Origin of the sequence: Streptomyces sp. CC0208 (assembly GCF_003443735.1) — a bacterium.
In the GTDB taxonomy this organism is placed as follows: Bacteria; Actinomycetota; Actinomycetes; order Streptomycetales; family Streptomycetaceae; genus Streptomyces; species Streptomyces sviceus.
The window spans coordinates 526,861-540,372 of sequence record NZ_CP031969.1; the positions used below are offsets into that span (position 1 = coordinate 526,861).

Annotated in this window: 13 protein-coding genes; 8 read left to right on the plus strand and 5 right to left on the minus strand. The window is 72.0% G+C overall.

Features of this window, described 5'->3' with window-relative positions:
* Positions 1 to 9 precede the first annotated feature (9 nt).
* Entirely contained in the window at positions 10 to 912 is a 903-nt protein-coding gene (locus D1369_RS02445) for a peptidoglycan-binding domain-containing protein (RefSeq protein ID WP_007386733.1), read from the minus strand.
* Positions 913 to 1,196: 284 nt separating this feature from the next.
* On the opposite strand from D1369_RS02445, the gene D1369_RS02450 reads away from it, so the two are divergent.
* The 3 genes from D1369_RS02450 (at position 1,197) to D1369_RS02460 (ending at position 4,658) form a co-directional block, all read left to right on the plus strand.
* Positions 1,197 to 2,537, plus strand: a complete 1,341-nt coding sequence (locus tag D1369_RS02450; protein ID WP_037902411.1) for a jacalin-like lectin — start codon at positions 1,197 to 1,199, stop codon at positions 2,535 to 2,537.
* A gap of 169 nt (positions 2,538 to 2,706) precedes the next feature.
* Positions 2,707 to 4,083, plus strand: coding sequence for a glycoside hydrolase family 43 protein (locus tag D1369_RS02455; RefSeq protein WP_037902408.1), 1,377 nt, complete (start codon positions 2,707 to 2,709; stop codon positions 4,081 to 4,083).
* 83 nt (positions 4,084 to 4,166) lie between these two features.
* Positions 4,167 to 4,658, plus strand: coding sequence for a lamin tail domain-containing protein (locus tag D1369_RS02460; RefSeq protein ID WP_007386730.1), 492 nt, complete (start codon positions 4,167 to 4,169; stop codon positions 4,656 to 4,658).
* On the opposite strand, the gene D1369_RS02465 is transcribed toward D1369_RS02460, so the two are convergent.
* Entirely contained in the window at positions 4,642 to 5,646 is a 1,005-nt protein-coding gene (locus tag D1369_RS02465; RefSeq protein ID WP_007386729.1) for a hypothetical protein, read from the minus strand. The genes D1369_RS02460 and D1369_RS02465 overlap by 17 nt on opposite strands.
* Positions 5,643 to 6,023 carry a PadR family transcriptional regulator gene (locus tag D1369_RS02470; protein WP_007386728.1) on the minus strand — a complete coding sequence of 127 codons (381 nt, stop codon included), beginning with the start codon at positions 6,021 to 6,023 and terminating at the stop codon, positions 5,643 to 5,645. The genes D1369_RS02465 and D1369_RS02470 overlap by 4 nt, the downstream gene beginning before the upstream one ends.
* A gap of 348 nt (positions 6,024 to 6,371) precedes the next feature.
* On the opposite strand from D1369_RS02470, the gene D1369_RS02475 reads away from it, so the two are divergent.
* A complete protein-coding gene (locus D1369_RS02475) occupies positions 6,372 to 7,484 on the plus strand; it encodes a hypothetical protein (RefSeq protein ID WP_050789810.1) in 1,113 nt (370 codons plus the stop codon).
* Here the strand turns inward: D1369_RS02475 and D1369_RS02480 are convergent.
* A complete protein-coding gene (locus D1369_RS02480; protein WP_007386726.1) occupies positions 7,477 to 8,136 on the minus strand; it encodes a maleylpyruvate isomerase N-terminal domain-containing protein in 660 nt (219 codons plus the stop codon). The genes D1369_RS02475 and D1369_RS02480 overlap by 8 nt on opposite strands.
* Before the next feature lie 110 nt (positions 8,137 to 8,246).
* On the opposite strand from D1369_RS02480, the gene D1369_RS02485 reads away from it, so the two are divergent.
* From D1369_RS02485 to D1369_RS02495, 3 genes are read left to right on the plus strand one after another with little or no spacing between them, the layout of a single operon-like run.
* The gene (locus tag D1369_RS02485; protein WP_007386725.1) at positions 8,247 to 8,801 is read left to right on the plus strand and encodes a 2Fe-2S iron-sulfur cluster-binding protein; all 555 of its coding nucleotides are present in this window, start codon (positions 8,247 to 8,249) and stop codon (positions 8,799 to 8,801) included.
* The gene (locus tag D1369_RS02490) at positions 8,798 to 9,790 is read left to right on the plus strand and encodes a xanthine dehydrogenase family protein subunit M (protein ID WP_118082216.1); all 993 of its coding nucleotides are present in this window, start codon (positions 8,798 to 8,800) and stop codon (positions 9,788 to 9,790) included. The genes D1369_RS02485 and D1369_RS02490 overlap by 4 nt, the downstream gene beginning before the upstream one ends.
* Before the next feature lie 10 nt (positions 9,791 to 9,800).
* Positions 9,801 to 11,933, plus strand: a complete 2,133-nt coding sequence (locus tag D1369_RS02495) for a xanthine dehydrogenase family protein molybdopterin-binding subunit (protein WP_118082217.1) — start codon at positions 9,801 to 9,803, stop codon at positions 11,931 to 11,933.
* A gap of 1 nt (position 11,934) precedes the next feature.
* On the opposite strand, the gene D1369_RS02500 is transcribed toward D1369_RS02495, so the two are convergent.
* Entirely contained in the window at positions 11,935 to 12,954 is a 1,020-nt protein-coding gene (locus D1369_RS02500; protein ID WP_118082218.1) for a hypothetical protein, read from the minus strand.
* Between the two features lie 211 nt (positions 12,955 to 13,165).
* On the opposite strand from D1369_RS02500, the gene D1369_RS02505 reads away from it, so the two are divergent.
* On the plus strand, positions 13,166 to 13,483 hold the full coding sequence (locus tag D1369_RS02505; protein ID WP_007386719.1) for a YkvA family protein: 318 nt from the start codon (positions 13,166 to 13,168) through the stop codon (positions 13,481 to 13,483).
* The last annotated feature ends 29 nt before the right edge of the window (positions 13,484 to 13,512 follow it).

The window sequence follows — 13,512 nt, forward strand, 5'->3', positions numbered from 1 at the left end:
TCGCGGCCGTCACGGCTCCGAGGTCTCGGACTCCAGCGAAGCGCGCGTCGCCCTGCCGTAGACGCCGGAATCGTCCTGAAGGACGAAGCGGGTGACCTGGTAGGTGCGCACGGCACTTTGGACCTGCTGGTCGAAGTCGCCGTCGGCTTCCCCGTCGTAGAGGCCGACCTGCCGGAGCCGGAGCTGGAGTTCGACGACCTCGGGCCCCTTGTCGCCGAGGCTCAGCACGGGAGGCAGGCCGCTCGACACGGTCGGGCCGGGGGCCACCGTGGCGGTGGCGGCGGCACTGGACGGGGCCCCGGTCGGGGTGGCGGCGCCCGTAGGTGACGCACTGTCACTGGACTGCACGCTCGATGAGGAGGAAGGCGATGCGGACGACTGCGTCGAGGACGCCGTAGGAGAAGAAGCGGTCACGGACGGGCCGCTCGACGACGGCGGCGCCTCCGGCACACCCGCGCGTACGCCGCCGGTCACGGAACCGTCCCGTGAAGGTGGGTCGTAGGTGAAGAGTCCGCCGACGAATCCGCCCGTGACGAGGGCGGCGACGGCCGCTCCCGTCCCGGCGAGGAGCACCGTCCGCCGCCGACGGTCCGGGGCGCTGCCTGCCGGGAACACCACGGCCGGCGGCTCGACAGGCTCCTGTCCCGCGTCCGTCCCGACCAAGGTGACGTCGGCCAAGTCCCCTGTGACGTGCGGCAGTTCCGACTCTCCGGCCGGGTCGGCCGGTTCCTCGCCGACCTCCACGAAGGGCCGGATGCGCACCGGGTCGAAGTCCTCCGCCGCGGCCGCCTCTGCCGTACGGGACTCGCGGTGGGCCTCGGAGGCCCGGTGCGCGCAGGCGCAGGCGGGAGTGCCGTCCGCCGCCCTGGGCGCCCCGCACTCCGGGCAGACGAGGACTGGTGGTTCACTCACGCGCGTTCCCTCTCCCTACGACCTTCATATCGTAGACAGATATGCCACGCAGAAATTCCACAACTCGTGTCCCTCGGAAACCCCGGCACCCACAGGGCCGAGATTCAGCCACCGTGCGTGACGGAGAGATGAACGGGGGCGGGCGCGCGGCCCCAACGGCCCGTCAGACGCAGAGCACTTGACGGCCCGGTGCCCTACAAGACCGCGACAACGAGGGGTAACCAGCGGTAACTTCTGTCTCGCCCCGCCCCTCCACCCGCGCCACCCCCCAGGAGACACTCCCCATGCGCAGACTCCTCGCCGCTCTGGCGGCGACCACCGCTGTCCTCGGCGGACTCACTGCGGCCGCCCCCTCCGCCACGGCGGCCGACTCGGGCACCTTCAGCGTCCTCAGCTACAACGTGGCCGGCCTGCCCTCGGCCATCTCCAGCGCGTCGACGCCCCGCGAATCGAGCACCACGGCGATCGGCCAGCGGATCGCGCCGTACGACATCGTCCATGTCGAGGAGGACTTCAACTACCACGCCTATCTCTACGCGGCCGACACGAACCACGCCTACCGCACCCCCACCAGCGGTGGCGCCGGGATAGGCAGCGGCCTGAACACACTGTCCAAACTCCCCTACGACGCCGACGACTTCGAGCGGGTGCGCTGGAACTCGTGCCAGGTGGACTCGGGTGACTGCCTGACCCCCAAGGGCTTCACCTTCATACGCGAGCGGCTCGCCGAGGGCGTGTACGTCGACTTCTACAACCTGCACACCAACGCGGGCACCAACGACGGGGACCTCGCCTCCCGCGCGGACAACCTCAACCAGCTCAGCGCGTTCATCAAGACCCACTCCGCCGGCAACGCCGTCGTGGTCATGGGCGACACCAACACCCGCTACACCCGCTCCGGCGACACCATCGCCGAGTTCGCCGCCGCCAACGGCCTGACCGACCCCTGGGTCCAGCTGATCCGCGGCGGCACCCCGCCCGCCAAGGGCAGCGACGCCCTGGTCTGCGACCAGACAGGGACCACCGTCCCGAACACCTGCGAAGTCGTCGACAAGGTCCTCTACCGCAGCAGCAAGCTGGTCTCGCTGAACGCCACCTCGTACAACAACGAGCACGCCAAGTTCCTCACCAGCGACAACCTGATGCTCTCCGACCACGACCCGATCACCGTCGGGTTCACGTGGTCGCGCAACGCCGCCTACCAGCTCAGCGACCAGTTCGGCGGCCCGCACGGCGACTACTACAACGACATCACCGGCGTCCCCGCCGGCGCCCGCGCCACCAGCATCGGACTGCGCAGCGGCTCCCGGGTCGACCAGATGAGCCTCACCCTGGCGAACGGCACCACACTCGCCCACGGCGGGACCGGCGGCACCGCGTCCTCCCTGACCCTGGGCAGCGGGGAGTACGTGACCGCGGCCCAGCTCTGCCAGGGCGACTACAGCGGCCACACGCGGATCTTCTACGCCAAGTTCACGACCAGCCTCGGCCGCACCCTGTCCGGCGGCACCACCACCGCCGACTGCGTGACCCGCACCGCCCCCTCCGGCTGGCAGATCGCCGGATTCCACGGACGCTCGGGAGACGCCGTCGACAAGATCGGCTTCATCTACACCCAGCGCTGACCCACCCGCCCCGGGGCGCTCCCCCGCGCCCCGGGTGCACAGGAATCACAAAAGAGTGACAGGACGATTGACGCGCTCACGGCCAGGCCCTACTTTCTGATCGATTTACCGAACCTCGTTCGAAATACCGGTCATTGAGGTGCCCCCGCACGCCACCTTGGAGAGCAAGATGAGCGCAAACCCCCACCTGTCCCGCCGCGGCCTCCTGGGCATGACGGCCGCCGTGCCGCTCGCCCTGGCGCTCGGCGCGGGCACCGCGCAGGCCGCCGACTCGGCGTACGCGATGGTCTACTTCACCGAGTCGACCAACCTCGGCGACGGCACCGACTACGGTCTCCACCTGGCCGTGAGCCCCGACGGCCTCAACTGGACCCCGCTCAACCAGAACAACCCCCTGGTCACCCCCACCGCCGGCGCCCTCGGCCTGCGCGACCCGTTCCTGATGCGCAAGCAGGACGGCACCTTCGTCGTGCTCGCCACCGACCTCAAGGGCACCGACTGGAACTACAACAGCCAGTACATCCACGTCTGGGACTCCACCGACCTGCGCACCTTCACCGGCTACCGGCGCCTGAAGCTGCACGACATGACGACCCACAGCTGGGCGCCCGAGGCATTCTGGGACGCGGGCCGGGGTCAGTACGCGGTCATCTACTCCGCGGTCAACTCCAGCGGCCACAACGTCATCATGGTCAACTACACCAGCGACTTCGTCACCGCCTCGGCCCCGCAGGTCTTCTTCGACCCCGGCTACGACGTCATCGACGGCGACATGGCCGTGGGCGTGAACGGCTACAACTACCTCTTCTTCAAGAAGAACCAGACGCTGGTGAGCGCCAGGTCCACCACCCTGAACCCGGGCAGCTTCACCGAGTACAGCGCGGGCGTGGCCCACGGCGGCACCGAGGCCCCCACCGTGGTCAAGTCCCTCACCTCCGGCACCTGGTGGCTGTGGGGAGACACCTACACCCCCAACGGCGTCTTCTACGCCTGGCAGTCGAGCAGCCCCGCCACCGGCACCTGGACCGCCCTGGACCAGAAGACCTACACCCAGCCGGTCAACTCCAAGCACTGCGGCATCGCCACGATCACCACGGCCGAGTACAACAACCTGCTCGCGAAGTGGGGCGCGCCGGCCTGGAACCGGCTCAAGTCCTACAACTACCCGGCCCGTTACGTCCGCCACTCCAACTACGTGGGCCGCATCGACGAGTACCCGATCGAGCCGTACAAGGACTCCCTGTGGACCCTCGTGCCGGGTCTCGCCGACAGCTCCGGCGTGTCCTTCCGGTCGGTCAACTACCCCGACCGCTATCTGCGGCACTACAACTACCAGCTCCGGCTCGACACCAACGACGGCACGTCGACCTTCGCCGGGGACGCGACCTTCTACCGTACGACGGGCCTCGCGGACGCGAGCTGGGCCTCCTTCCGCTCGTACAACAACCCCACCCGCTACATCCGGCACTCCGACTACGGGCTGCGCATCGACCCGGTCTCCACCACCGCCGAGAAGCAGGACGCCACATTCCGAGTCGGTTACTGATTCAACCGAAAAGCCCCCCTGGCGCCCCGCGTTTGTATACGCTCCAGGTCGTCTTCACCAGTTCTTCACAGGGGGGCTTTTCCATGCACAAAGGACACATAGCCGCCGTCGCGGCCGCGGGCGCGCTGACCGTGCTGGCCACGATCCCGGCCCACGCCGCCGAGTACTCGTCGGCGCTGAAGATCAAGGGCGTCCAGTACGACGCCCCGGGCCGGGACTCCAACAGCTGCGCCACCGGCAACACCGACGAGGAGTACCTGACGATCAAGAACTACTCGTCGAGCGCGACCGTGAACCTCAAGGGATACGTCGTCAAGGACGCCACCGGCAACAAGTTCACGTTCACGAAGAACCACACGCTCCAGCCCGGCGACTACGTGAAGCTGCGCGGCGGCCGGGGCACCGACTCCGACGCGCACAACGTCGTGTACCGCAACAACTGCAACTTCATCTGGAACAACGACAAGGACACGATCTACCTCTACAAGCCGTCGGGCGCGCACGCCGACACCCACGCGTACACCGCGAGCGCCAACGACCGGGACGGCAACGGGTACATCACGTACCACGGCTGAGCAGGTCACGTCCGCTCACGACGGCCAGCACGGCGGTCAGTGCGACCAGGGCCGCCGCCTGGGTCAGGACGCCCACCCGCAGCGCCCCGGGCAGGAGGTCGAGCCACGGGTAGACCGCGGTGATCCGGACCGCCAGCAGGAGCAGACCCAGCGCCGCGAGGGCGGCGGCCTCCGCGGCGGGGACGCGGTTCCCGCCGCGGGCGCGGTACAGCAGCCAGGCGAGGGCCGTCACGAGGTAGCACGTCACGAGCGCCCAGACGGTGTCGACCCCGCCGGGCAGCGCCACGACGGAGCCGCCCATCAGCACACAGCAGGCGGCGAAGACCAGACCGGGCGCGCCCGCGGGCAGAGCCGCCGCAGGCGCGTCGCGGTGGTGGGCCGCGCAGAGCGCCAGCGCGGAAGCCCAGGCCAGCACGGCGGCCGCGACGACGTAGGCGGAGTCCGAGGGGGCGAAGTCGCGGGCCCAGAGATCCACCAGCGGCCAGAGCGTGGGCAGGGCCGCGACGAGCGCCGACACCTGGGCGAGGCGGCGGTGGTCGCGCAGCAGGGCGAAGTAGGCGACCGTCCACAGCAGCGGGAAGAACCACTGGGCGACCGCGCCTGCGCCGGCCCACGCTCCGTGGCCGGTGAAACCGTCCGTGAACAGGGCCCACTGGCTTCCGCCACGGGTGGATGCCCAGGTCAGTCCCAGGGCCCGGTCGACGACGGCGGACGCCGCCTGGAGCAGGACGGCGAACAGGGCGAAGAGGCGGACGGCCGAGCCGAGCACGGCGTACCGGCGGGGCGCGCCGCCCGCGCCGAGCCTGCTGCGCACGGCCAGCGCGACGATGCTCGCCACCTCGCCGAGGGTGGGCCGGCTCTGCTCCTGGGTCTCCTGGTCGACGTCCCAGAGGTAGGTCTCGACCATCTCCTCCTCGCGCTCGCGCCGGTAGTAGGCGGGCAGCAGGCGCAGCACGGCGCGGTAACGGGATTCGAGCAGCGTCGTCATGCCAGACCTCCGGCGAATCCGGGCCGCGTGGCGGGCTTGTCGGTCGTTCCAGGTGCACTCGCGGGGGTACGGCGCCCTTCGGCGATCCGCTTCTTCGCGGCGCTCGCTCCGGCGGCCAGCCGCTCCGCCTCGGCGGTCAGGGCCGCGGTCCCCTCGTCGGTGAGGCGGTAGTAGCGCCGGAGTCTGCCCTGCTGCACCTCCTCGCGGTCCAGCACGATCAGCGCGTCGGCGGTGAGCCGGTCCAGTACGCCGTAGAGGGTGCCGACGCGCATCTGGACGGCACCCCCGGAGAGTTCCTCGACCTCGCGCAGGATGCCGTAGCCGTGCCGCGGCTGATCGGCGAGGGCGGTCAGAACGAAGAACGCCGCCTGCGTCATGTTCCTGGGTGCCATGAACACGAATATATCGGCTCCCGATATATTCAGCCAGCCGAATCACGGAGGCGGGCAGGGACGAACAGGGCCCGCCCCAATGCGGATGGTGGGCGGGCCCTGTTCGAGAGGTCATTTTGGCGTGCCGGGTGGCGAACCGGGCACGAGTGAACTGCGGCCACTCGGTGCGAAGCGTGTGCGCCCCGTGTGCGCGGGGCAGATCACGGTAGCGTCCCGTGTCGGCGGACGCCCCCACGTCGTACGAGTCCGCCTGCCGGACCCGCCTGGTCCGCACGGGCCGCCGACGACGATACTTGGCCCTGGCACGCACCACTCCTTCTCACAGATGGACCCATGTCAAGCACTCCCACGGCAGACCCCACGGCACCCTCCACCGTCTGGCTGGCCCACGGCCGCCATCTCGGATCCGACGCGGCCGACGTCCTGCGCCGGAACCTGGAGCTACTGAAGGAGAGCGCGACCCTCGACGACTTCCAGGAACCGCCCGAGACCGGGGACGCCCCGGAGCGGATCTTCGAGGCCCGCTGGCGGGTCGCCGACGAGGTGACCGTCCGGGCCCGGCTCTCCCTCGCCCCCGTGTCGAGCGGCGGACAGGAGTGGGTACTGGCGGCCGAGGCGGAGCAGCCGTGGGATCTGCGGTGGCCGTCGCCCGCGACCATGTTCTGGCCCGACAGCGGGGACGTCTTCTGGGACCGGGACGCCGCCACCGGGCTTCGGCTCAGGGACCTGAGCGTGCTGCCCGAGGAGGACAAGGACGTACGGCGGGTGCTGCGGCAGGCTGTGCGCGGCAGTTGGGCGGTGCATGTCGTCGTCCACGAGGCCATGACCACCGACCAGCGCGGCCGCCGCCCGCTGGCGGACATGATGCCGCCCGGTCTGCGCCACCGGATCGTCGAGCACCGGGCGCTGCCGCACCAGCTGCGGGTCCTGAACTGGGCCGTGAAGGAGTTCGGCGTGGAGGTGCCGCGCGGCGGTGCCGTGGTGCTGCCGGGGACGCCGGTGCCGCCCGGCTACGACGGCCAGGACTTCTCCGTACGCAGCGTGTTCCTCGACGGCTCGGAGCCCACCGAACTGATCGCGACCGTGACGCGCTACGCGGCGATGCCCAAGCCGCTGCCGCAGGGCGGCGAGGCGGCCGTGACCGCGCTGCGGGAGCAGTGGCAGCTGCTGACTCTGGAGGAGGAGCTCGAACGCGAGCGCGCGCTGGTGGCGATGTACGCCGAGGCGCTGGAGGCCATGACGAAGTCCCGGGACCTGTACCGGGAGGCCGCCGAGCGGGCGAACGAGGCGCTGGCGATCTACCGCGAGAACGCCCCGGCACCGGAGCCCCGGACGGATCCGGAGGCCACCTCGCCGTTGCAGCAGCTGTCGAAGACGTTCGGGCGCTGGAAGGGCACCCTGCGGCCTCCGGCCCGCGACGAGGACCCGGACCGGCAGATCAGCTGAAGAGCGGGAAACGGTCCGCGTCCGCCCCGAGAGCGAGTCGTTCGGCCTCCGTGAGCGTCGCGCGTCCGGTGGCCGCGCGGGCGTAGTGCTCGTCGCTCCAGTCGAGCGGGACGGGCCGGCCCAGGAGCCCGTCCAGGGTGGCGCGCACCGCGGCCAGGCCCGCCGCGGACGGTCCTGCGGCCTGAGGCAGGTCGACGACGAGGTCGAGGTGGTGGACGGTGGCCTCGACGGCGAGGGTGAGCATGAGGTCCCCGGCCGTCAGCACCTGTCCCTGAGTGAGGACGGGCAGCTCCGGCGCGGTGTCCGCGACGGCGTTCACGGTGGCCGCGGTGGTCTCCAGGTACAGCTCGCGCAGCTGGCGGAAGTCGAGGAACATGCTGGCGCTCACCCGGTTCCAGCGCCGGCCGTTCGCCGCGCCGACGGGATCCGGCGCCCAGTCCCGCCAGTAGGTCACCGCGTCCCGGTCGGGTGGTCCGGCCGCGGGTGTGTGCAGGGCGACCAGGGCCCGCTGGGCGTCCCCGGCACAGTGGAAGACCAGGTCGCGCACGGCCCAGCCCGCGCAGCCGGTGGGCCGCCAGGACTCCTCGTCGCCGAGGGGGCGTACGACGGCCGCGAAGGCCTCGTAGGCGGCGCGCAGCACGTCGGCGTTCATGGCGCCAGCCTAGGCGGGGCTCCTCCCCGGGTGACAGGAGGTGTCGGAGGGCCGACTGTGGATACGCGAGGGGGACAGCACTTCGGCCCGTCCGGAAGGTCACCGTCATCATGAGCGGCGAGAACAGCGACAGCGCCACCTGCTCGGAGACGACACTCACGGTCAACGGCAAACCCCACACCCTCCTCGTCGACCACCGGCGGGTCCTGCTCGACGTGCTGCGCGAGGACCTGGACCTGTGGGGTGCGAGGAAGGGCTGCGACCACGGGCAGTGCGGGGCCTGCACGGTCCTGGTGGACGGGCGCCGGGTCAACAGCTGCCTGCTGCTCGCGGTCGCCCTGGACGGCAGCGAGGTCCGCACCGTCGAGGGCCTCGGCGGCGACGGGGGCGAACTGCACCCCCTCCAGCAGGCCTTCCTGGACCGCGACGCCTTCCAGTGCGGCTACTGCACCCCCGGCCAGCTCTGCTCGGCGCTCGGCATGCTCGACGAGGCGGCGGCGGGCCACCCCTCGCGCGTCACCGGCGACACGCGCCACGGCGGTCCCGAACCCGGCCGTCCCGTGCAGCTCGATCGGGACGAGATCCGCGAGCGGCTCAGCGGCAACCTGTGCCGCTGCGGCGCCTACCCACGCATCGTCGACGCGGTCGAGGACGTGATCCGGTGAAGACCTTCGACTACGTACGGGCCACCAGCCCCGAACACGCGGCGGAACTCTTCGCCGCCCGGCCCGGCGCCCGCTACCTCGGCGGCGGCACCAACCTGGTCGACCTGATGAAGCTCGGCGTCGAGCGGCCGGACGCGCTCGTCGACGTCAGCCGGCTGCCCCTGGACGAGGTCGAGGAGCTCCCCGACGGCTCGCTGCGCGTCGGCGCGACGGTCCGCAACAGCGACCTGGCGGCCCATCCGGCCGTCCGCACCCGCTACCCCGCCCTCTCCCAGGCCCTGCTCGCGGGCGCCTCGGGCCAGCTGCGCAACGCGGCCACCACGGGCGGCAACCTGCTCCAGCGCACCCGCTGCCCCTACTTCCAGGACGTCTCCAAACCGTGCAACAAGCGGGCGCCGGGCAGCGGTTGCGGTGCACGCGAGGGCGTGCACCGGGACCACGCCGTGCTCGGACACTCCCCGCACTGCATCGCCACGCACCCCTCCGACATGGCGGTCGCGCTCGCCGCACTGGACGCCCGCGTCGAGGTGTACGGCACCGAGGGCGCCCGGAGCCTGCCCGTGGCCGACTTCCACCGGCTGCCGGGTGCACATCCGGAGCGGGACACCGAGCTCCTTCCCGGCGAACTCATCACCGGAGTGCTGCTGCCGGCGGCCCCGGCCGGGCTGCCGTCCGCCTACCGCAAGGCCAGGGACCGGGCGTCGTACGCCTTCGCCCTCGCCTCGCTGGCCGCCGTGGTGCGGGTGACGGACGGGGTGGTCGACCATGCCGGGATCGCCTTCGGCGCGCTGGCGCACCGGCCGTGGCGGGCCCGGCGGGCCGAGCAGGCGCTGCTGGGCGCCGCGCCCACGACGGCCGCGTTCGAGCACGCGGTCGACCTGGAGCTCTCCGCGGCCGAGCCGCTGCGGGACAACGCCTACAAACTGCCCCTGGCGCGCTCGCTCGCCCTGGACGTCCTGACCCGGCTCACCGTGGCCGCCAGGACCTGAGGAGGACGCCATGGATGCCACCACCCGGGACACGACCGCCCCTTCCTCCGCGACCGCGCTGGGCGCTTCCGTCGAGCGCCGCGAAGGGCGGGAGAAGGTCACCGGCACCGCCCGCTACGCAGCCGAACAGCCCTGTCCCGGCCGTACGCACGCCTGGCCGGTGCCCGCCTCGATCGCCCGGGGCCGGGTCACCGGCATCGACACCTCGGCCGCCCTGGAGCTGCCCGGTGTCCTGGCCGTGCTCACCCACGAGAACGCGCCGGAACTGTCCGAGCCGGACGACGCCACGCTCGCCGTGCTGCGCGACTCCCGTGTCCCGCACCGCGGTTGGTTCGTCGCCCTGGTGGTGGGCGAGACGCTGGAAGCCGCCCGCGCCGGTGCCACCGCCGTCCACGTCACCTACGCCGTGGAGGACCACGACGTCACCCTGACCGCCACGCACCCGGACGCGTACGCGCCCGAGCAGGCCAACGGCGGCTACCCGGGGACCCGGGAACACGGCGACCCCGAGGGCGCGTTCGCGTCCGCCCCGGTCCGGATCGACGCCGACTACCGGGTCCCCCCGCTGCACAACCACCCGATGGAACCGCACGCGACGACCGCCCGGTGGCACGACGGCCGGCTCACGGTGCACACCTCCACCCAGGGCTCCACGGCCGTACGCGCCGTCCTGGCCGGCCTGTTCGGCATCCCGGAGGATCACGTCACCGTCCACGCCGAGCACGTGGGCGGCGGTTTCGGGTCCAAGGGCACGCCCCGTCCGGACGTGGTGCTCGCCGCGATGGCGGCCCGGCACACCGGACGGCCGGTCACCCTGGCACTCCCGCGCCGCTTCCTGCCCGCCGTCGTGGGACACCGCGCCCCCACCCTGCACCGGCTGCGCCTCGGGGCCCACCCCGACGGGCGGCTCGCCTCCCTGATCCACGAGGTGACCACCCACACCTCGCGCGTCAAGGAGTTCGTGGAGCAGGCCGCGGTGCCCGCACGCGTGATGTACGCAGCCCCCGACTCCCGTACGGCACACCGCGTGGCGCCCCTCGACGTGCCCAGCCCGTCCTGGATGCGGGCCCCGGGCGAGGCGCCCGGCATGTACGCGCTGGAGTCGGCCATGGACGAGCTGGCCACCGAACTCGGCATGGATCCGGTGGAGTTGAGGGTCGTCAACGAGCCGGACGCCGAGCCCGACAGCGGCAAACCCTTCAGCAGCAGGCACCTGGTCGAGTGTCTGCGTGAGGGCGCCCGGCGCTTCGGCTGGGCCGGGCGGGACCCGCGACCGCGCTCCCGCGCCGAGGGCCCGCTGCTGGTGGGCTCGGGGGTGGCGGCCGCCATGTATCCCGTGCTGGTGCAGCCGTCCACGGCGGCGGCACGGGCGCTGCCCGACGGGACCTTCCTGATACGGATCAACGCCACCGACATCGGCACGGGCGCCCGGACCGTCCTCACGCAGATCGCCGCGGACGCGCTCGGCGTGCCCGTGGACCGGGTGCGGACCGAGGTGGGCAGCAGCGACCTGCCCGCCGCGTCGCTGGCCGGCGGCTCGTCGGGCACCGCGTCCTGGGGCTGGGCGGTGCACGAGGCCTGCGTCCGGCTCGCGGAGCGCCTGGCCGAAGGGCCGCTGCCCGCGGAGGGAATCGACGTCCGTGCCGACACGGCCGGCCAGGCCGACGCCGACAGCCCCTTCGCCCGGCACGCCTTCGGCGCCCACTTCGCGGAGGTCGCCGTCGACACGGTCACCGGCGAGACCCGGGTCCGCCGCCTGCTGGGGGTCTATGCCGCCGGACGCATCCTCAACTCCCGTACCGCACGCTCCCAGTTCGTCGGCGGCATGACCATGGGGCTCGGCATGGCGCTCACCGAGGGCAGCACCATGGACGCCGCGTTCGGCGACTTCGCCGAATCCGACCTGGCCGCGTACCACGTGCCCGCGCACGCCGACGTCCCCGACATCGAGGCGCACTGGATCGACGAGGACGACACCCGGCTCAACCCCATGGGCAGCAAGGGCATCGGCGAGATCGGCATCGTGGGGACGGCGGCCGCGATCGGCAACGCCGTCTTCCACGCGACCGGCGTGCGCCTGCGCGAGCTGCCCCTCACACCGGACCGCGTGCTGAGCGGGCTCCGGGAGCGGGGCGGCTCCTAGGCTAGGGGGCCAGCGGAGCGTCGGCCGCCTTGCGGAGGGCCTCCGCCGTCCGCCGTTCCGCCAGGACGCGTTCCGGCGACGGCGGCGAGGCGAGCTGCACCACGAGGGCGGTCAGTGCGGCCAGCGACGCGCACACGGCCACCGTCCCCAGGAGCCAGGCCGGCGCCAACGGCAGCTCCAGGGCCCGGGAGAGCCCGGCCGAGCGGAACCGTCCGTCGAGCAACTGGCCCGCGGCCACCGTCGCCGGTACGGCGACCGCGAGAGCCAGGACCGGAACGACGGGCCGGACCGTCAGCAGGGCGAGCAGGACGCACAGGACCGACACCCCGAGCGCGAACCCGTACACCTGCACGGACGCCCCGTCCCGGTGTGCGGGGAAGCACAGGACGCCGCAGACCAGCAGGGCCAGGGCGGCGATCCCGCTCGGCCAGGCCGGTGCCCTTCGGGTCGGCGTCGACGCGGGCGGATGCGCCGGCGGGGCCGGATAGGGATCCGCCCCCGGCACCTCCGGTTCGGGCCGCCCCTCCTCGTCGTACAACTCGTGCTCCTCGAAAAGCGGCTGCGGAGGTTCTTCCGTCGCCAGGCGTCCGATGAGCTCGACGAGTTCCTCGACGGGCCTGCCGGTCGCTATCGCGCGCACCGCCTCCTGCCCGCAATGGGGCCGCAGTTCGGACCGGTTCAGCAGGGCCACCAGACGGGTCACATCCTCGACGGGACGGGACTCGACGGCGGCCCGGATCGCCTCGTCGGCGCTGTCCGCGTCCCGCGGCGGCCGGGTCAGCAGGGAGACGAGCCGGGTGACGTCCTCCACGGACCGGTCCACGCCGACGGCACGGAGGGCCGCGACGGTGGCCTGCGCGTACTCGGGCGACTGTTCCAGCAGGGTGATCAGGTGGACGACGTCCTCCAGGGGACGGTCGGCCACGGCGGCACGCACCAGGTCGCCGACGGGATCGCCGTACGACCGGTCCGTCGGTATGGCGGGTTCGTTCGGGTGAGCTGCTGTCGGGCCGGTGGTCATGCTCTGCTCCAGACAAAGAGAGCGGTCACTCCCCTGCGCCCCCGTCGTGCGACCGCGACATTGAGATGACCCATTCGTAAGCGGGTACCCGACGGCGTGCCACTCGGATGAGCCACGGGTGTGAGTGCGGCCCCGGTGAGCCATAGGGCGACCGGAAGCGGGAATCCGTCAGAGAGCGGGCCGTTCGGCGCCCGGAGGAGGAGGTCGGCCCGTGGATTCGACCACAGCACTGATCGTCGTCGTCGTGGTGCTCGCGGCGCTGGCGCTCGCGGTGGCCGTGGGGCTGCTGGTACGGCTCGTGAGAACCCGGCGCGGTCTGCGGCGGGCGGGACTTCCCACCGGGCCCCGCTGGGTCTTCTGGGGTGCCCTGTTGTACTTCGTCCTGCCCACCGATCTGGTGCCGGATCCGGTCTACCTCGATGACATCGGTGTCCTGCTGCTCGCCCTGCGCACCCTGCGCGGTTCCCCGGCAGACCGGGCCGCGCTGCGGCTCGACGAGCGGGGCCCGGAGGCGTCCCGCCGACCCTGATTACGCAGGGTAAGGAAACCAATCACTCG